This is a genomic window from Uruburuella testudinis (assembly GCF_022870865.1).
Classification (GTDB): domain Bacteria; phylum Pseudomonadota; class Gammaproteobacteria; order Burkholderiales; family Neisseriaceae; genus Neisseria; species Neisseria testudinis.
The window spans coordinates 2,913,626-2,932,444 of the sequence record NZ_CP091508.1 but is presented as its reverse complement, the minus strand read 5'-3'; the positions used below and the strand labels follow the sequence as shown (position 1 = coordinate 2,932,444).

13 protein-coding genes and 1 rRNA gene are annotated in these 18,819 nt (G+C 53.1%); 9 read left to right on the top strand and 5 right to left on the bottom strand.

Annotation, left to right across the window (positions count from 1 at the left end; translation table 11 throughout):
- Positions 1–58: 58 nt before the first annotated feature.
- Positions 59–1,480, bottom strand: a complete 1,422-nt coding sequence (locus LVJ83_RS13450) for a PhoH family protein (RefSeq protein WP_244785146.1) — start codon at positions 1,478–1,480, stop codon at positions 59–61.
- A 230-nt stretch (positions 1,481–1,710) separates the two neighbouring features.
- Between LVJ83_RS13450 and LVJ83_RS13445 the strand changes: the two genes are divergently transcribed.
- Positions 1,711–1,980, top strand: a complete 270-nt coding sequence (locus LVJ83_RS13445; RefSeq protein WP_244785145.1) for a DUF3079 domain-containing protein — start codon at positions 1,711–1,713, stop codon at positions 1,978–1,980.
- A gap of 132 nt (positions 1,981–2,112) precedes the next feature.
- Here LVJ83_RS13445 and LVJ83_RS13440 read toward each other — a convergent pair whose 3' ends face one another.
- Entirely contained in the window at positions 2,113–3,039 is a 927-nt protein-coding gene (locus tag LVJ83_RS13440) for a LysR family transcriptional regulator (protein ID WP_244785144.1), read from the bottom strand.
- Between LVJ83_RS13440 and LVJ83_RS13435 the strand changes: the two genes are divergently transcribed.
- From LVJ83_RS13435 to LVJ83_RS13425, 3 genes are all read left to right on the top strand, one after another.
- Positions 3,026–3,355 carry a hypothetical protein gene (locus tag LVJ83_RS13435; protein ID WP_244785143.1) on the top strand — a complete coding sequence of 110 codons (330 nt, stop codon included), beginning with the start codon at positions 3,026–3,028 and terminating at the stop codon, positions 3,353–3,355. The two genes, LVJ83_RS13440 and LVJ83_RS13435, sit on opposite strands and share 14 nt — an antisense overlap.
- A gap of 124 nt (positions 3,356–3,479) precedes the next feature.
- Entirely contained in the window at positions 3,480–5,291 is a 1,812-nt protein-coding gene (locus tag LVJ83_RS13430; RefSeq protein ID WP_244785142.1) for a BCCT family transporter, read from the top strand.
- 400 nt (positions 5,292–5,691) lie between these two features.
- The gene (locus tag LVJ83_RS13425) at positions 5,692–6,216 is read left to right on the top strand and encodes a cytochrome b (RefSeq protein WP_244785141.1); all 525 of its coding nucleotides are present in this window, start codon (positions 5,692–5,694) and stop codon (positions 6,214–6,216) included.
- A gap of 121 nt (positions 6,217–6,337) precedes the next feature.
- Here the strand turns inward: LVJ83_RS13425 and LVJ83_RS13420 are convergent, their stop codons facing one another.
- Positions 6,338–7,477, bottom strand: a complete 1,140-nt coding sequence (locus tag LVJ83_RS13420; RefSeq protein ID WP_244785140.1) for an NADH-dependent flavin oxidoreductase — start codon at positions 7,475–7,477, stop codon at positions 6,338–6,340.
- Positions 7,478–8,155: 678 nt separating this feature from the next.
- Between LVJ83_RS13420 and metE the strand changes: the two genes are divergently transcribed.
- Complete coding sequence (metE, locus tag LVJ83_RS13415; protein ID WP_244785139.1) at positions 8,156–10,441, top strand: 5-methyltetrahydropteroyltriglutamate--homocysteine S-methyltransferase; 2,286 nt, start codon at positions 8,156–8,158, stop codon at positions 10,439–10,441.
- 77 nt (positions 10,442–10,518) lie between these two features.
- On the opposite strand, the gene LVJ83_RS13410 is transcribed toward metE, so the two are convergent.
- A complete protein-coding gene (locus LVJ83_RS13410; RefSeq protein WP_244785138.1) occupies positions 10,519–10,851 on the bottom strand; it encodes a hypothetical protein in 333 nt (110 codons plus the stop codon).
- A gap of 84 nt (positions 10,852–10,935) precedes the next feature.
- Between LVJ83_RS13410 and LVJ83_RS13405 the strand changes: the two genes are divergently transcribed.
- The 3 genes from LVJ83_RS13405 (at position 10,936) to ruvC (ending at position 15,033) form a co-directional block, all read left to right on the top strand.
- Positions 10,936–12,204 carry an NRAMP family divalent metal transporter gene (locus LVJ83_RS13405; protein WP_425316009.1) on the top strand — a complete coding sequence of 423 codons (1,269 nt, stop codon included), beginning with the start codon at positions 10,936–10,938 and terminating at the stop codon, positions 12,202–12,204.
- Between the two features lie 744 nt (positions 12,205–12,948).
- Positions 12,949–14,202, top strand: a complete 1,254-nt coding sequence (locus LVJ83_RS13400) for an NRAMP family divalent metal transporter (RefSeq protein WP_425316034.1) — start codon at positions 12,949–12,951, stop codon at positions 14,200–14,202.
- Between the two features lie 288 nt (positions 14,203–14,490).
- Entirely contained in the window at positions 14,491–15,033 is a 543-nt protein-coding gene (gene ruvC, locus LVJ83_RS13395) for a crossover junction endodeoxyribonuclease RuvC (RefSeq protein WP_244785135.1), read from the top strand.
- A gap of 254 nt (positions 15,034–15,287) precedes the next feature.
- Here ruvC and rarD read toward each other — a convergent pair whose 3' ends face one another.
- Complete coding sequence (gene rarD, locus LVJ83_RS13390; protein ID WP_244785134.1) at positions 15,288–16,214, bottom strand: EamA family transporter RarD; 927 nt, start codon at positions 16,212–16,214, stop codon at positions 15,288–15,290.
- Between the two features lie 999 nt (positions 16,215–17,213).
- Between rarD and LVJ83_RS13385 the strand changes: the two genes are divergently transcribed.
- Positions 17,214–18,754 (top strand): 16S ribosomal RNA (locus LVJ83_RS13385).
- Positions 18,755–18,819 lie beyond the last annotated feature (65 nt).

Here is an 18,819-nt window from a genome sequence, read left to right as displayed (position 1 = left end):
AGACGGCCTCAGGGTTGTTTTATCGCTCTGCTGATGCTGCTTTCAAAGCCGGTCAGGCCTACAAAATCTCTACTGCATAATCGGCCAGCCGCGAGCGTTCGCCCTGTTGCAGGGTAATGTGGCCGAAGTGTTTCCAGCCTTGAAAGCGGTCGACGGCGTAAGTGAGGCCGCTGCTGCCTTCGGTGAGATAGGGGGTGTCGATTTGGGCAAGGTTGCCGAGGCATACGACTTTGGTGCCGTTGCCGGCGCGGGTGATGAGGGTTTTCATCTGTTTGGGGGTGAGGTTTTGTGCTTCGTCGATAATCAGAAATTTGTTTTGAAAGGTGCGGCCGCGCATAAAGTTGAGTGATTTGACTTTGATGCGGGCGCGGATTAAATCGGCGGTGGCTTTTTTGGCCCAGGTGCCGAATTCGGGATCGCCTTCGTGGCCGATGCCGGTGAGCACTTCAAGGTTGTCTTCGAGCGCGCCCATCCACGGGTTCATTTTTTCTTCTTCGGTGCCGGGCAGAAAGCCGATGTCGTCGCCTACGGGCACGGTGATGCGGGTCATGATGATTTCGTTGTAGCGTTTGTGGTCGAGGGTTTGGTTGAGGGCGGCGGCCAGGGTGAGCAGGGTTTTGCCGGTGCCGGCCTGGCCGAGCAGGGTGACCAAATCGATTTCGGGATCCATCAGCAGGTTGAGGGCGTAGTTTTGCCCCCAGTTGCGGGCGGTAATGCCGAATACGTTGTGGCGGATGTTGCTGTAGTCTTTTACGGTTTGCAGGGTGGCGCGGCGGCCTTGCTGTTCCAGCACGCGCACTTGTAGGATTTGGTTTTCGTTGCGGTCGATGAGCAGCTCGTTGGGGCGCAGGTTTTCGGCATCGGGGCCTTCTACTTCGTAAAATACGCTGCCGGCTTCTTGCCAGGAATTGAGGTGGGTACCGTTATTGGTCCAGAAATCGGGAGCCAGCTCGTGGTAGCCGCTGTAGAGGATGTCGCTGTCTTCTAATACTTTGTCGTTGGTGTAGTCTTCGGCGTGCAAGCCGAGGGCGCGCGCTTTGATGCGGATATTGATGTCTTTCGACACCAGTGCCACATAGTCATAATCGCTGATTTTGTCGGACAAGGCTTTTACAATTGCCAAAATCTGGTTGTCGCCTTTGCCGGTGGGCAGGCCGGCGGGCAGCGGTGCTTCTTCGATGTGGGTTTGCAGAATCAGCATGCCTTCGGCTTCGCTGCGGCCGGTGCAGGCCAGTGGAATGCCGGTGCGCAGCAGATGCAGGTCGGCATTGATGAGCTCGTCGAGAAAGCGGCTGGCTTGGCGGGCGTTGCGGGCAACGTCGGACATGCCTTTTTTGTGCGCATCCATTTCTTCAAGCGTGATGATGGGAATGTAAAGGTCGTGTTCTTTGAATTTGAACAGGCTGGAAGGGTCGTGCAGCAGCACATTGGTGTCGAGGATAAACAGCTTGCGGCCGGAGCCTTCGAGATTGGGTGACATAAACGGCGCCTTCTGTGGAGGGGTTGGGAAATATTACGGTAACAGTGTGTCAGCGCTGTTTGACAAACAGATGACTGTGAGGGTTTCGTAAATACAACCGGTTGTAACAAAAGGTAATTTTTAAAATCGGGTAAAACCTGCCCGATAAGCGGCGTTTGTTGGCTTCGGAATATTGTTTACTGATTAATATAAGCGTAAAGTGGTTCAAAAATCAACCGCAAACCGCTATCATGGCCAAAAAATTTCCCATCTATCCGAAAAACCCCGAGCGTATCTGTTGGGGTTGCGATAAATATTGCTCAGCCGCCGATTTGCAGTGCGGTAACGGCTGCGAACGTATCCAACACCCGATTGAAATGGACGGCCCGGAATGGTACCGGCACGGTGATTGGAGCAATCTTTTGAGCGATGCGCAACAAATCGAGCTGGGCTTGAAAGATGCGCCGGAGAAAAAAACCAAACCGCACATCAAGTTGCCGCTGAAAACCAAAGCGGTTTGAGATTCCGGCAGGCAAAGGCCGTCTGAAAAACATTCACAAAAATAGCCTAAATTAAAGCAAGCGTAGTCGGATACAAGTATCTGATCTACGCTTACTTTTGTGAATGGGCATCAGATGGTTATTTTGAAAAGATTACATCTCCAGCACGCTCAAACCGGGCAGGTCGGCAAAGCCGCGTTCGCGCACGGTTTGGCAAAAGTCGTCGAGATAGCTTTTGCCGGTATCTTCTGCGCGCATGGCGGCATAAAGTTCGCTTTGCAGGCTGTGTTTGGTGATTTTGCGCGAAATCACATAATCTTTTTCCAGATAAGGCATCACCGTCCAATACGGCAGGGCGGCGATGCCGCGGCGGCTGGCCACCAGCTGGATGATGGCGATGGTCAGCTCGCTGTGGCGGCGTTGCGGGTTGATGCCGTTGGGCAGCAGCACTTTGCGCAGCAAGTCGAGCATATCATCGGGCACGGGGTAGGTAATCAGGGTTTCATCGGCAAAATCTTCCGGCTGCCATACGGCTTTGGCGGCGAGCGGATGGTCTTTGGCGCAAATGCCCACCATTTCATAGGCAAACAAAGGCTGGTAAACGATGCCGGCCTGCGGTACGGCTTCGGATACGATGGCCAGATCGGCGCGGTGGGTCAGCAGCAGCCCGACCGGGTCGGCTTGGAAGCCGGAGACGATATCCAGCTCCACTTGCGGCCATAGCGGGCGGAATTCGCCCATTGCCGGCATCAGCCAGTCGAAGCAGGTATGGCATTCTACCGCCAGCCGCAGTTCGCCCGCTTCGCCTTCGATAATCTGCGCCATGTCGCGCTCGGCGGCGGCCACTTGCGGCATCAGCTCGCGCGCCAGTTGCAGCAGGCGTTCGCCGGCGGGGGTGAAGCGCAAGGGGTTGGATTTGCGCTCAAACAGCGAGGTTTCGTAGTAGTCTTCGAGGGCGCGGATTTGATGCGACAAGGCTGATTGGGTTAGAAACACGCGTTTGGCCGCCAGCGATACGCTGCCGGTTTCTTCCAGCGCCAGCAGGGTTTTCAGATGGCGTAATTCGATGATGGATTCCATGAGCGGTTTTTGTGTGAGTATGAATTTGCTTCATTATAGCGGTTTGAGCCGGCTGCGCCTACTGCGCGGGCGGTTTTTCAGACGGCCTGATATCCATCAGAAAATCAGCCTGCGCCCGTGCTTTTTTGAGTGGATATGCCGGGTATTTCCGTTCGAAAGGGTGGTTGCGGTTGAAAGGCGGGCGGCTGCTGAAAGGTGCAAAACGATTGCGGCGGCTGAGTTGGCGGCGGCACATCAGGATGCCTTAGTTTCCGGTAACGAAAATTTACCCGTTGATAAAGGTATATTTGCTTTGAAGTTTATAATTTCATTTTAAATCATGTATTTATATTTATGCTATAATAAGTTGCTTACATGATTTTTCACAGGTAGTTTGTTTTTCGATATTTCGTTCTAAAAACCGACATGACACTCACGAATAACCAACTAAGGAGCCAACATTGTCCGTTCGTAAATCTTCTGCCGGCCGCCCTGCGCTGCGCTATAAACCGGCACACTCATCTTCTTCTTACCGCCATTTGGGCATGTTTGACGCCGATAAAAATTTCAAACCGCGCGCTTCGGCCACGCCCGACACCCGTATCGACAAATTTACTTTTTTCGGCGTGTTGCTGATTTTGCTGACGGTGACGCTGCCGTTGGTGATTTTTCCCGAACAAGGTGCGGCCTGGGTGGCGCTGACCAAAGCGTTTGTTACCGAAAAATTCGGCGGCGCTTATCTGGCTTTCGGGGTGTTGGCGGTGGTGTTTGTGGCATACATTTCCGCTTCGGATATCGGCAACATCAAATTGGGCAAGCCTGAAGATGAAGTGGAATTTAAAACTGCCTCGTGGGCGGCGATGATGTTTTGCGGCGGCATCGGTTCGGGCATTCTTTATTGGGGCATTTTGGAGTGGGTTTATTATTATCAAGGCCCGCCTTTCGGCATTGCCGCAGGTTCGCCTGATGCCGTGCGCTGGGCGTCGACATACGGTATGTTTCACTGGGGACCGGTGGCGTGGGCGATTTATCTGGTGCCGGCGGTGTCGATTGCTTATTTTGCCCATGTGCGCAATTCGCCGGTGCTGAAAGTGAGCCAGAGCCTGATGCCGCTGTTGGGCGAACGCTTTACCCGCAGCAATTGGGGCAAGCTGGTGGATGTGTTTTTTGTGTTTGGCATGATCGGCGGCGGCGCCACTTCGCTGGGCTTGGCTTCGCCGATGATTACCGAGGGTTTGTCGGTTTTATTCGGCACTTCCGGCGGCCTGGGCATGCAGCTGGGCGTGTTGCTGCTCACGACCCTGATTTTCGCCTACAGCGCCTACCAAGGCTTGAAGGGCGGCATTCAGTTTTTATCCAACATCAATTTTTATCTGGCCATCGCTTTTTTGCTGTTTGTGCTGTTTGCCGGCCCGACGGTGTTTATTCTCAATACCGGGCTGGAAAGCCTCGGCCGCTCGCTCACTCATATGGCTACCATGATGACGTGGACGGAAGCTTTCGGCCAGTTTGAGCAGCACGGCTTTAAGCGCACAAACTTTCCGCAGGATTGGACGGTGTTTTATTGGGCGTGGTGGCTGGTGTTTGCGCCCACCATCGGCTTGTTTATCGCCAAGATTTCCAAAGGCCGCACCATTCGCCAAATGGCGGTCGGTTCGATTTTTTTCGGCTCGCTCGGCTGCGCGGTGTTCTTTATTATTTTGGGCAACTACGGCCTGTATATGCAGCTGACCGGTGCGCTGGATGTGGTGGCGGTGTTGAACGAGCGCGGTGCTACCGCCACTATTTTCGCCATTTTGGGCACGTTGCCGATGGCCAAGCTGGCGATTGCGGTGTTTACGGTGCTGGCTGTGATTTTCACCGCCACCACGTTCGACAGTATTTCTTATATTCTGGCCTCGGTGGTGCAGCGCGAAGTGGATGGCGAGCCGCACCGTTGGAACCGTTTATTTTGGGCGTTTACCCTTTGCTTTATGCCGGCTTCGCTGATGTTTATCGGCGGCCTCTCCACGCTTCAGACGGCCTCGATTTTTGCGGGCGCACCGCTGCTGCTGATTATGAGCCTGATTATGCTCTCCACCATCAAAGCGGCGAAATACGACTTGCATTATCAGCCCGATTATTCGTTGAAAACCATCCATATCGAAGAATTGCCCGATAATGCGCCGTGGGAGCAGGGCGAAACTTCGGAAGCGCCGCAAGGCTCGGTGTTGGCGCAACAGGCGCAATATGAAGAATTACGCCAGCAGCAAAACGATGAATCGAAAGATTGATGCCGTCTGAAAAAGCGCCGAAGCTTTCAGACGGCCTGATGAAGCGCACCAATGCCAAACGGTAAAATATGGCCGGCAGATTTGCAGCATTGCCGGCCGGCCTTTATCATTTCAGCATCCGTCAGAGATAAATACCTGTCTGTCAGGATACCCTAGGGCGTCATGACCATTCAGAATGATTCAGATTTTTTGCGCTCAAAGCACATCTGCTGCGTTAAAAAACCTCGCAAGATGCCCAATCTTGCTGCGTTTTTTGCCTGGCATCTGTACTTTTATCACAAAAAATCTGATGATATATGAATAGTCAGAACACCCTGGAGCAGGCCGGTTTGCGGGTTAATGCAGTCAGGTTGTTTGAGAAACGGGATACCCTACTGATTTTTTATACAGGAGCACAATTATGCAGGCAGACAATGCCCAATCTTACGGCAGCATCAGCCGTTTTTTTCACTGGCTGATGGCGGCCGGTTTTGCCTTTATGCTGTTTACCGCACTTTCGTGGCTGTTGGCCGATGATGCCGAATGGACCAAAGGCCTGATGTATTACCATAAATCGGTGGGCTTTTTGTTGGCAGTGCTGGTGGTCTTGCGTCTGTTGTGGGCGCTGGCCAACCTCAAGCGCCGGCCGCCTGCCGACAGTATGGCGGCTCTGTTCGGCCATATTGCGCTGTATGTGTTGATGGTGGCGGTGCCGTTTATCGGCCTTATCCGCCAATATGGCGGCGCCCGCGGGGCATTGGAAGTGTTCGGCGCAACCGTGATGCAGGGTTCGCCGGAGAAAATCGATTGGATGGTGCAGCTGGGCGGCAATTGGCACAGCACGCTGGCGTGGGTGCTGTTTGCGCTGGCGGCGGGGCACATCGCCATGGTGGCGGTGCACCGTTTGAAAGGGGAAGATGTGTTGCCGCGTATGTTGGGGCGTTGAGCCAACGGCTGTTAGGTTGTTTGGGTGAATGGGTATAACAACCCGTTCAAGTATCACAGGCCGTCTGAAATCATTATCGATAATGGTTTCAGACGGCCTGTTGTTGCCTTGATGCGGGGCGTTATAAATCCACCGGTGCCCATGCCTTGTCTTTCAGCGGCGGCAGGTAGGCGGGGCCGCGCAGGCAGGCGGCCCACAGGTTTGGCGGAATGCGGTAATGGTCTTCCTGTTCGGGGTCGAGGCGGGTGATGATGTCGGCTTCTTCGCCGTTGGCAATCAAATCGCCGATGTTCGGATTAATCATCACTGTTTTGCCCAGTGCGATAAATTCGGCCCAGCCGGTTTGATAGGCGGCAAGAATCTGATCGGCGCTAAACAGGTTGCCCACGCCGATTAAGGGCAGCTTGCCGCCGATGCGTTGGTGAATCAGCTGCATGCGGGTGAGCGCGGTGTCGGCGCCGCGGCGGGCTTTTTTGTAAAAATCCCACAGCGACACATGCAGGTATTGCAACGGCGTTTGCACCAGCGCATCGATGAGCGCCAAGGTGTCTTCCATGGTCAGGCCGCTCGCTTCGGGCTCTTCGGGCGAGAAACGGTAGCCGATAATGAATTGCCCGTTGCCGCAGCGTTTGGCCACATCAGTAACCGCTTTGACTACAGCCAGCGGAAAAGCCATGCGGTTTTCACGGCTGCCGCCCCATTCGTCGTTGCGGCGGTTGCTGTGGCCGGAATAAAACTGTTGGATCAGGTAGTTATTCGCTCCGTGGATTTCAACCCCGTCGAAGCCGGCCACCACGGCCAGCTCGGCGGCTTGGGCAAAGGCGGCGATGGTGCGGCGGATTTCTTCATCCGTCATGGCCCGCGCTCCGGTGGTTTCGTCGGCCGAGGGTGCGATGATATCGTGTGTGCCGATTAAATCTTTGAGCGCCAGTTTGCCGCCGTGGTGAATCTGCAAAATGGCTTTGGCGCCCTGCGCCTGAATGGTAGCGGCCACGCGGCGCAGGCTGTAGATGTCGTCTTCGCTGATGCTTTCGGGCTGGCCGGGAAAGGCTTTGCCCTCTGCCGATACCAGCGTGGCGGCGGTGATAAACATGCCGATGTTGCCGGCGCGGCCGCGCAGCCAGGCCAGCTCTTCTTTGCTGGCGCTGCCGTCGGGGTTGGACGCGTAATGGGTCATCGGCGCCACCACCAGACGGTTGCGGATTTCGGCGCCGTTGTTGAGCGTATAGGGTTGGAAAAGGGGAGCGTAAATCGGATTCATGATGGTTGTCCTGTTGTGGTTTGATGCTTTCAGACGGCCTCTGATGCCGATTCACAAAATAATCTCAATACCTTGCCGGGCGGATTTTGTGAATGGAAATGATGCCGTCTGAACGGCGGATATTATAAATTTAGCCGCCGCTAGGGTGTCCTGACCATTCGTTTATGAGGGAATTTTTGTTCCTGGAAATGCAGATGCCGGGCAAAAAACGCAGCAAGATTGGACATCTTGCGAGGCTTTTTAACGCAGCAGATGCGTTTTCAGGGGCAAAAAGCACCCGTAAATCGAATTGTCCGGACACCCTAGGGTGCTCTGACAATTCAGAATGATTCAGATTTTTTGTGATAAAAGTGCAGATGCCAGGCAAAAAACGCAGCAAGATGGGCATCTTGCGAGGCTTTTTAACGCAGCAGCTGTGCTTTTAGCGCAAAAAAGATGATGATATATGACACGTCAGGATACCCTAAATCACCGGCTGTGTAAAAACACGTCAAGAAGCATGAGGCCGTCTGAACAAGCGGGGTTTGCCTGCATATGGCTGTTTCATCAATAACGTAAAGCAACATTAAAATGATTCATGACGGCCATGCAAAATTGTCGTTTGCATCCGGCGGCAAATGGCTGCATGATGGCACCATCAACACATTTATCCGGTCATACACAGGAGAACCGACAATTATGAATACTTTCCACCTCTCAGGTTATCCGCGCATCGGCGCGAAGCGCGAATTGAAATTTGCCGTCGAAGCGTTTTGGAAAGGCGCGAAAAGCGAAGCCGAGCTGCAAGATGTTGCCGCCGAAATCCGCCGCCTCAACTGGGCGGCTCAAAAAGCGGCCGGCGCCGATTTGCTGCCGGTCGGTGATTTTTCGTTTTACGACCATGTACTTGATCTGCTCTGCACCTTGGGCGCGATTCCGAAACGCTTCGGCTTTGATGCTGCCAACCTGAGCCTGCCCGAGTATTTCCAACTGGCGCGCGGCAATGCCACCCAGTTTGCGATGGAAATGACCAAGTGGTTCGACACCAATTATCACTATATCGTGCCCGAATGGCATGCCGACACCGAATTTTCAGTGAATGCCGGCCGCCTGATTGCGCAAATCAAAGAAGCCAAAGCGCAAGGCCACGACATCAAGCCCACGCTGGTCGGCCCGCTGACGCTGCTGTGGTTGGGCAAAAAGAAAGAGGCATTCGGCTGCCGTGTGGAAACCCTGTTGCCGAAGCTGCTGCCCGCTTATGCGCAACTGTTGCGCGAGCTGGCCGCCGAAGGGGTGGATTGGATTCAAATCGACGAGCCGGTTTTGGCCGTAGATGCGCCCAAACCTTATGTGGATGCGTTTGCGAGTGTGTATAAAGAGCTGGCCAACACCGGCGTGCGCATCATCATCGGCACTTATTTTGCTTCTGTGGCCGAGCATCTGAATCTGTTGAAAACGCTGCCGGTGCACGGCGTGCACATCGATGCTGTGCGCGCGCCCGAACAATTGGCAGTATTCGCCGATGCTTGGCCGGAAAACAAAGTATTGTCGGTCGGTTTGGTTGACGGCCGTAATGTGTGGCGTGCCAATCTGAGCAAAATTATCGACACTTTGAAACCGGTGCAGGAAAAATTAGGCAACAATTTATGGATTGCGCCGAGCTGCTCGCTGCTGCACAGCCCGCAAGACTTGGGCGTAGAAGAAAAGCTCGATGCTGAAATCAAATCGTGGATGGCCTTTGCCGCCCAAAAATTGGTGGAATTGGGTGTGGTAAAACAAGCGCTGGCACACGGCAAAGACAGCGTGAAAGAAGCTGTTGCCGCCTCTGATGCTGCCGCCGCCGACCGTGCTACCAACAAAAAAATCCACAACGAAGCCGTGCAAAAACGTGTGGCCGGTTTGCGCCAAGGTGCCGATCAGCGCAAATCGCCGTTTGCCGAGCGCATTAAAGCGCAACAGGCCTGGATGAACCTGCCGCTGCTGCCCACCACCACCATCGGCTCATTTCCGCAAACCATCGAAATCCGCCAGGCACGCGCCGCCTTCAAAAAAGGCGAACTTTCTGCCGCCGATTACGATGCCGCAATGAAAAAAGAAATCGCCTATTGCGTGGAAGAGCAGGAAAAACTGCAAATCGATGTGCCGGTGCACGGCGAAGCCGAGCGTAACGACATGGTTGAATATTTCGGCGAGCAGCTGGCCGGCTACTGCTTCAGCCAATTCGGCTGGGTGCAAAGCTACGGCAGCCGCTGCGTGAAACCGCCGATTATTTTCGGCGACGTTTCCCGCCCCAACCCGATGACGGTTTACTGGTCTACCTACGCGCAAACGCTGACCAAGCGCCCGATGAAAGGCATGCTCACCGGCCCGGTAACCATGTTCAAATGGTCTTTCGTGCGCGACGACGTGCCCTTGAGCGCCGTTGCCAAACAAATCGCCTTGGCCTTGAATGATGAAGTGCTGGATTTGGAAAAAGCCGGCATCAAAGTGATTCAAATCGATGAGCCGGCCATCCGTGAAGCCATGCCGCTGAAAAAAGCCCAATGGAACGAATACCTGGCCTGGGCCTGCGAATCGTTCCGCTTGAGCAGCACCGATGCCGAAGACAGCACCCAAATCCACACCCATATGTGCTACTCGGAGTTTAACGACATTTTGCCCGCGATTGCCTCGATGGACGCCGATGTGATTACCATCGAAACCTCGCGCTCCGATATGGATTTGCTGACTGCTTTCGGCGATTTCAAATACCCCAACGACATCGGCCCGGGTGTGTATGACATCCACAGCCCGCGTGTGCCCACCGAAGCTGAAGTGGAACACCTGCTGCGCAAAGCCATGGACGTGGTGCCGGTCGAGCGCCTGTGGGTCAACCCCGACTGCGGCCTGAAAACCCGCGGCTGGAAAGAAACCGTCGAGCAGCTCGAAGTGATGATGAACGTGACCCAAAAACTGCGTGCCGAATTAACCGGCAAACAGCGGTAATGATGGATTGAGCTTGAATCGAGGCCGTCTGAAACTTTTCAGACGGCCTTTGTTTTCGCAGGATTTGTGTGAGTAGTTCACAGTATTTCAGACGGCCTTAAAAATACAGTTGCTACTCCTGCTGAACATTCGATTGACGGACGATTGACGGATATTTTTTGTTTTTGAAAACACATCTGCTGCGTTAAAAAGCCTTGTAAAATGCCCCTGCCTTGCTGCGTTTTTGGTCTGGCCTTTGCATTTTCAGGAGCAAAAATCCCCTCATAAAAGCGTTGTCCGGGCACTCTTGAGGCCGTCTGAATCTGTTTCAGACGGCCTGTGTTGTCTAAATTCAGCGAAATACCACACGGTATATCAGAAATGTCTATTTTTAATATACATAATTGATGTTCATCTATATAATTCGACAACTTGTCTCAATTATTGTATTGAGAATATCATGCCCATTCACAAATAGGTGGTTGGATGAATGGGTATTACAACTGAAAAGGCAGATGATGAATAAAGCAACACACCGGGCGGCGGAACCGCGTTCGACCTGGCAATCGCGGCTCGGCGCTATCGGCCCGGGCATTTTGATGGCTTCGGCGGCGGTAGGCGGCTCGCATATTGTGGCATCCACGCAGGCCGGCGCGATTTACGGCTGGCAGCTGGCGGCGATTATTATTTTGGTGAATGTGTTTAAATACCCGTTTTTCCGTTTCGGCGCGCAATATACGCTCGACACCGGCAAAAGCCTGTTGGAAGGCTACCGTGATAAAAATCCGCTGTATTTGTGGGCGTTTTTTGTGCTGAATATTTTTGCCACGGTGGTTAATGTGGCGGGTGTGGCGTTGATTACGGCGGTGATTCTGAGCTTTATGCTGCCCGGTATCGGCATCAACTATCTGGCCGGCGGCGTGTTGTCGGTAACCTTGCTGGTGTTGCTGGCGGGGAAATACAGCGCTTTAGACGGAGTGTCTAAAATTATTATGATTGCGCTGACGGCTTCTACTGTGGCGGCGGTGGCGATTGCGGCGGCCAACGGTGGAGCCGCTGCGGCGCCGGATTTTGTAGCACCTTCGCCGTGGAATCTGGCTTCGCTCGGTTTTATCATCGCGCTGATGGGCTGGATGCCGGCGCCGATTGAGTTTTCCGCCATCAATTCGTTGTGGGTGTCGGTCAAGCGCAAGCTCGACCATGTGTCGTATCGCGACGGGTTGTTTGATTTCAATGTGGGCTATATCGGCTCGGCGCTGCTGGCGGTGGTGTTTTTGGCTTTGGGCGCACTGGTGCAGTTCGGCAGCGGCGAGGAAGTGAAAATGGCGGGGCCGGCTTATATCGCGCAATTAATCGATATGTATGCGCGCACCATCGGCGAATGGGCGCGCTGGCTGGTGGCGTTTATCGCGTTTGCCTGCATGTTCGGTACCACGCTCACCGCCACCGACGGCTATGCACGCGCCAATACTGAAGCGCTGCGGCTGTTAAAAAAAGAGCCGTCATACAGCATCCGTGCGCTGAATATCTGGATCGTGGCGGCCTGCATCGCGGGCATGGTGGTGATTCTGTTTTTTAAAGGCTCGCTGGCGCCGATGCTGAAATTTGCCATGATTACCGCTTTTCTCACCACGCCGGTGTTTGCCTGGCTCAACCTGATGCTGGCCCGCGGGGCGCAGCATAAAATCCATACGTCGCTGATGGCGTTTTCTTGGTTGGGTTTGATTTATCTGGTGGGCTTTGCGGTGCTGTTTTTGCTGCAACTTTCCGGCGCGCTGGGTTGAAGCAGCCGGGGTTGCTTTAAAAACTTGAGCGTATCGGTATCTATCGTGGAATCAGAAAAGAAGTGATGATACAAGGCAGCAAGGCCAACGCCGCCGCACTTTTTATTCATTTCACTATGATTTGCAGGCCGTCTGAATGGTTCGTAAGCGCCAACCGTTCAGACGGCCTGATTAATCCTGTGACGACATCGGATTGGACAATATGGCAAAAAGCGATACTAAGGCCGTCTGAAAGCCGTTGTAGGCATTTTGTTTTTTAAAACTAATAAACATTGATGTAACATTTTGCATTTTTTATTATTACAGCAATATTGTTTCAATAATATGAAAGCGGTTAGTGTTAATTTCGGCTAAGATGCCGCATACAAATTTTAAGGCCGTCTGAAAATGGCGGCAACAAGCAAATCATACCCATCCATAAAAGTACGTTGATGAAAGCAATACAGCTGATTTGGAACCGGTGAGTGGTCAAAACAGCCTAGGTGTCCTGATGTGTTGATTTAAAGGTGTATTTTGCCTCTGAAAACGCATCTGCTGCGTTAAAAAGCCTAACAAGATATCCAATCTTGCTGTGTTTTTTGCCTTGCACCTGCATTTTCAGGAACCAAAATCCCTCCATAAACGAATGGTCAGGACACCCTGGCAAAACCCACCCTCTTCGAGCTGGGGCGGGCAAACACAGTCAGATGATTTTGATGAATGGGTATAAGGACATTATCTATGCAAACTCAAACAAAAAACCGCATGGCCGCGCCGGCCGCATCGAGCTGGAAAAGCCGTTTTCGGGCTTTGGGGCCGGGTATTCTGATGGCCTCGGCAGCGGTGGGCGGCTCGCATTTGATTGCCTCTACGCAGGCCGGTGCGCTCTATGGCTGGCAGCTGGCGGTGATTATTATTTTGGTCAATGTGTTGAAATACCCGTTTTTCCGCTTCAGCACCCACTACACGCTAGACACCGGCAACAGCCTGATTGAAGGTTATGCCTCGCAAAGCCGCGTGTATTTGTGGGTGTTTGTGGTGTTGACCGTGCTTTCGGCCACCATCAGCACCGGCGCGCTGGCGCTGATCAGCGCGGTGATTATCAAAATGGCGCTGCCTTCCATCGCCTTATCGGTGAATATGCTGTCGGTGGTGGTGCTGGCGGCCACGTTGGCCTTGCTGCTGCTCGGTCACTACCGCGCGCTCGACCGGGTAACTAAAGTGATTATGCTCAGCCTGACCTTGGCCACACTGGAGGCGGTGGCGGTGGCGGCTTCGCGCGGTGCGCAGGTGCAGCCCGGGTTTATTGAGCCTTCGCCGTGGAATATGGCTTCGCTCGGCTTTATCATTGCCTTGATGGGCTGGATGCCGGCGCCGATGGAGGTAACCGCCATCAACTCGATGTGGGTCACCGCCAAACAGAAACTTGATCCCAGCAATTATCAAGATGCGATGTTTGATTTTAATGTCGGCTATGCGGTATCGGCGCTGCTGGCCTTGGTATTTCTGGCCTTGGGCGCATGGGTGCAGTTTGGCAACGGCGAAGAAGTCAAGCTGGCCGGCGGTGCGTATATCGGCCAGTTGATCGAGATGTATGCCCGCACCATCGGCGAGTGGTCGCGCCTGTTGGTGGCGTTTATCGCGTTTGCCTGCATGTTCGGCACCACGCTGACGGTGGCCGACGGTTACGGCCGCATCAATGCTGAGGCGCTGCGCCTGATTTTGCGCCAGAAACAGCGCAGCAACCGCGCGGTAACCGTGTGGACCTGCTGGTCGGTGTTTTCCGGTTTGGCTGTGATTTTATGGTTTAACAGCGCCTTGGGTGAAATGCTGAAATTTGCCATGATTTCAGCTTTTCTCACCGCGCCGGTGTTTGCCTGGCTGAATTACCGCCTGGTACGCAACACCCACAAACATGCGGTTACGCCGGCGATGAATGCTTTGGCCATTGCCGGGCTGGTGTATCTGGTGGGCTTTGCGGTGTTGTTTCTGCTCAATTTGAGCGGCATTTGGGCGTGAACGCGCGCGCATATTCTGCCCAATGCGGCTATCACGTGATAAGGCGTGAGTGTATTTGGGCGTGAACGCGCGCGCATATTCTGTCGGGGCACCCTGAAACCCGCCCGGCTCAACACAACAGGCCGTCTGAAAGCAAAAACAAACGCTTTCAGACGGCCTGTTATAGTGGAATGAAGAAAGCGGCGATACAAGGCGCAGCAACGCTGTAACACTTTTTTATTCATGGCACTATATAATACCGCTTTGATAATACCGCTTTGATTGCAGGCCGTCTGAAAAGAAACTCTTATGCATACTTCAAGCACTCGTGTTTTGGGCATCGATCCCGGCAGCCGCGTTACCGGCTTCGGTGTGATTGATGTGCGCGGCCGCGAGCATTTCTATGTGGCTTCCGGCTGCATCAAAACCCCGCCGAACGCGCCGTTGGCTGAGCGTATTGCGGTGATTGTGAACCATCTTGATGAAGTGGTGGCCACCTACCGGCCGCAACAGGCAGCTGTCGAACAGGTGTTTGTGAACGTGAATCCGGCCGCCACCCTGATGCTGGGGCAAGCGCGCGGCGCTGCGGTGGCGGCGCTGGTGATGCGGCAGCTGCCGGTGTTCGAATATACTGCGCTGCAAGTCAAACAGGCTGTGGTGGGGCAGGGCAAAGCGGCCAAAGAGCAGGTGCAGCATATGGTGGTGCAGATGCTGGGTTTGTCGGGCACACCGCAGGCCGATGCCGCCGACGGGCTGGCCGTGGCGCTTACTCATGCGCTGCGCAACCACGGCTTGGCCGCACAATTGCAGCAAGGCGGTTTGCAGATTAAGCGCGGGCGCTTCCAACCGTAGAGCGGTTAAGTGCAAGCCGAAATACGCCGATAAGTTTGATGCATGGGTAATCAAACCAACCTTGCGGCATCTCAAATCACTGTGGGCGGCTGATCTGGTCTGTGCAAAATTCCCGTTGAGGGGTGTGAGTATGATGGCGTAATGGAGTATTTCCACGCTGAAAAAGTATGCTGTAAAGATTTCAGGCCGTCTGAACCATAGTTCAGACGGCCTGATGCTGTAAGGGATGGGAGATTGCACCTGTGTGTTACATATTATATACACGGGTTTTCCGGCGCAGCGGCGCGGTGTTGCAGCCAAATGCCCAACAGGTAAACCGCCACGCCCGCCCACACCCACACATAGCCGATAAAGCGCGATAAATCAAACGCTTCACCAAATACCGTCAGGCCGATAATAAATTGGCAGGTGGGCGAAAAATATTGAATGATGCCCAAATGGCTCATGGTAATGCGTTTGGCCGCAGCGGCAAACAGCATCAGCGGAATAGTGGTGGCCGCGCCCGAGCCGATTAAAATGGCCAGCGGCAGCGGCGGCAAGGCGCCGAATACCAAATCGCCCTTGTGTGCAGTCCACAGCAGATAGGCAGCGGCAAACGGCAGCATCAGCAGCGTTTCCAGCACCATGCCGGGCAGCGCAGCCAAGGGAGCGATTTTGCGCAGCAGGCCGTAAATGCCGAAGCTGACGGTAAGCAGCAGTGCAACCCACGGCACTTGTCCGGCCGGCAGCGCCAGCCACAACACGCCTGTCAGCGCCAAAACAATGGCAGCAAGCTGAACGCGGTTGAAGCGCTCGTTGAAAAACATCCGTCCGAGCAGCATGCTGAACAGTGGCGAAATAAAATAACCCAGGCTGGCATCAAGCACGTGGTTGTGGGTGATGGCCCATAAAAAAACCAGCCAGTTAATGGAAATGGCCAGCGCCGAACCGGTAAAAGTGAGCAGCAAGCGGGGATTTCTGATGGCGGCGGCCAAAAGGTGGCTTTGGCGGCAGACAAACAAGACCGCCAGCGAAAACAGCGCCGACCATAATACCCGTTGCGCCAACATCTGCTCTGCACCGATGGCGCCGTGGCTGAGCGGATACCAGTAAAGCGGGAACAGGCCCCATATCAGATAGCAGCCGAATGCATAAAGCAGGCCTTTTTGCTGTTCGTTCAGGCCGTCTGAAGAAGGGTTCATGATGTTCGGCTTTAGCAGGAGTGAATGCGGTATGATAGCCCTGCGGGCAGCCTTTGCAAAGCCGCAGTGCTGGTCGGGTTGAAAATATGGATATCGATTCCGATATGGAATGAAGAAAGCGTCGGCTTATTTAGGATACCCTAGAACTCAAGCTGTAAACTAAAACAGGCCATCCTTTAGGATAGCCTGTTTTCCACAATACTGCTGCTCAAAAACTCTCTCTATTATGATTTCTACGCCTTTGCTTACTTGGCTTATTCAGGAGCGTCCGCTCACTTTTGATGTTTCAAAATGTAAATCATTTAAAATAAAAGTACAAGAACTCTAATCCTTAATCCGGTTATAAAGATTAAATATATTAAGTTATCGAGAATTATTAGAATAAAAAATCTGAAACACAAGTTATCTGAGTAGATAAGCCTATGCGCACCTGGGCAGTATTGGTAATCATATGGAAATAAAAGAATGTGTCAGATGGTTTCTGCTGGATTAAGTTGTTCTGATTAAAATTGAAAGATTGGCCGTCTGAAAAACAAATGCCGATATAGATGTTTTCAGACGGCCACAAGCATAAAATCAGCGGCCGCAGCCAGTTTGAAGCAGTGCAGGTAAAAAAGCAGTAGAGAAGCCGAAACAAAATGCGCATCTAAAACAAGGCGATGCCGGTTTTAGGTAAAAAACTTCCGGCATTTTGGTTGACGGTGTTTGGGGAGGGGGTATAGTTCGGTTCTTCGCTGCTTCGGCGGTGACGAAACGAACTGATAATTATAGCACGGACGGTGGGATTGAGAAGGCTTTATAGATAAAGTTTTTAGATTCTGCGGTTGACAAGAAGATTGGGTGTTGTATAATTTCGTTCTTGCTCTTTAACAAACAGATTACCGATAAGTGTGAGTGCGGTGACGCCTCACACTGTTGAAAAAGATAGACAAGAAATGTTTTAACATATCTTCGTTTATTTCTTTGAAGCAGACCAGAAGTTAAAAAAAGTTAGAGATTAAACATAAGAGTTTGATCCTGGCTCAGATTGAACGCTGGCGGCATGCTTTACACATGCAAGTCGGACGGCAGCATAGAAGAGCTTGCTCTTTTGATGGCGAGTGGCGAACGGGTGAGTAACGCATCGGAACGTACCGAGTAGTGGGGGATAACTGTCCGAAAGGATGGCTAATACCGCATATTCTCTGAGGAGGAAAGCAGGGGACCTTAGGGCCTTGCGCTATTTGAGCGGCCGATGTCTGATTAGCTAGTTGGTGGGGTAAGAGCCCACCAAGGCGACGATCAGTAGCGGGTCTGAGAGGATGATCCGCCACACTGGGACTGAGACACGGCCCAGACTCCTACGGGAGGCAGCAGTGGGGAATTTTGGACAATGGGCGCAAGCCTGATCCAGCCATGCCGCGTGTATGAAGAAGGCCTTCGGGTTGTAAAGTACTTTTGTCAGGGAAGAAAAGCCGCCGGCTAATACTCGGTGGTGATGACGGTACCTGAAGAATAAGCACCGGCTAACTACGTGCCAGCAGCCGCGGTAATACGTAGGGTGCGAGCGTTAATCGGAATTACTGGGCGTAAAGCGAGCGCAGACGGTTATTTAAGCAAGATGTGAAAGCCCCGGGCTCAACCTGGGAACTGCGTTTTGAACTGGGTAACTAGAGTGTGTCAGAGGGGGGTAGAATTCCACGTGTAGCAGTGAAATGCGTAGAGATGTGGAGGAATACCGATGGCGAAGGCAGCCCCCTGGGATAACACTGACGTTCATGCTCGAAAGCGTGGGTAGCAAACAGGATTAGATACCCTGGTAGTCCACGCCCTAAACGATGTCAATTAGCTGTTGGGGTACATGATGCCTTAGTAGCGTAGCTAACGCGTGAAATTGACCGCCTGGGGAGTACGGTCGCAAGATTAAAACTCAAAGGAATTGACGGGGACCCGCACAAGCGGTGGATGATGTGGATTAATTCGATGCAACGCGAAGAACCTTACCTGGTCTTGACATGTACGGAAGACTCCAGAGACGGAGTTGTGCCTTCGGGAGCCGTAACACAGGTGCTGCATGGCTGTCGTCAGCTCGTGTCGTGAGATGTTGGGTTAAGTCCCGCAACGAGCGCAACCCTTGTCATTAGTTGCCATCATTAAGTTGGGCACTCTAATGAGACTGCCGGTGACAAACCGGAGGAAGGTGGGGATGACGTCAAGTCCTCATGGCCCTTATGACCAGGGCTTCACACGTCATACAATGGTCGGTACAGAGGGTAGCCAAGCCGCGAGGTGGAGCCAATCCCAGAAAACCGATCGTAGTCCGGATTGCACTCTGCAACTCGAGTGCATGAAGTCGGAATCGCTAGTAATCGCAGGTCAGCATACTGCGGTGAATACGTTCCCGGGTCTTGTACACACCGCCCGTCACACCATGGGAGTGGGGGATACCAGAATTGGGTAGGGTAACCTTCGGGAGCCCGCTTAACACGGTATGCTTCATGACTGGGGTGAAGTCGTAACAAGGTAGCCGTAGGGGAACCTGCGGCTGGATCACCTCCTTTCTAGAGAAAGAAGAGGCGTTGTCGTATTCACACTTATCGGTAAACTGTAGAAGAGATGCAGAATT

Bases quoted from the DNA above. Each gene is read 5' to 3' on its own strand.
- LVJ83_RS13450 (WP_244785146.1), bottom strand. From the start codon at position 1,480: ATGTCACCCAATCTCGAAGGCTCCGGCCGCAAGCTGTTTATCCTCGAC.
- LVJ83_RS13435 (WP_244785143.1), top strand. From the start codon at position 3,026: ATGATGGATTCCATGAGCGGTTTTTGTGTGAGTATGAATTTGCTTCAT.
- LVJ83_RS13445 (WP_244785145.1), top strand. From the start codon at position 1,711: ATGGCCAAAAAATTTCCCATCTATCCGAAAAACCCCGAGCGTATCTGT.
- LVJ83_RS13400 (WP_425316034.1), top strand. From the start codon at position 12,949: ATGGCCGCGCCGGCCGCATCGAGCTGGAAAAGCCGTTTTCGGGCTTTG.
- metE (WP_244785139.1), top strand. From the start codon at position 8,156: ATGAATACTTTCCACCTCTCAGGTTATCCGCGCATCGGCGCGAAGCGC.
- LVJ83_RS13405 (WP_425316009.1), top strand. From the start codon at position 10,936: ATGATGAATAAAGCAACACACCGGGCGGCGGAACCGCGTTCGACCTGG.
- rarD (WP_244785134.1), bottom strand. From the start codon at position 16,214: ATGAACCCTTCTTCAGACGGCCTGAACGAACAGCAAAAAGGCCTGCTT.
- LVJ83_RS13440 (WP_244785144.1), bottom strand. From the start codon at position 3,039: ATGGAATCCATCATCGAATTACGCCATCTGAAAACCCTGCTGGCGCTG.
- ruvC (WP_244785135.1), top strand. From the start codon at position 14,491: ATGCATACTTCAAGCACTCGTGTTTTGGGCATCGATCCCGGCAGCCGC.
- LVJ83_RS13420 (WP_244785140.1), bottom strand. From the start codon at position 7,477: ATGAATCCGATTTACGCTCCCCTTTTCCAACCCTATACGCTCAACAAC.
- LVJ83_RS13425 (WP_244785141.1), top strand. From the start codon at position 5,692: ATGCAGGCAGACAATGCCCAATCTTACGGCAGCATCAGCCGTTTTTTT.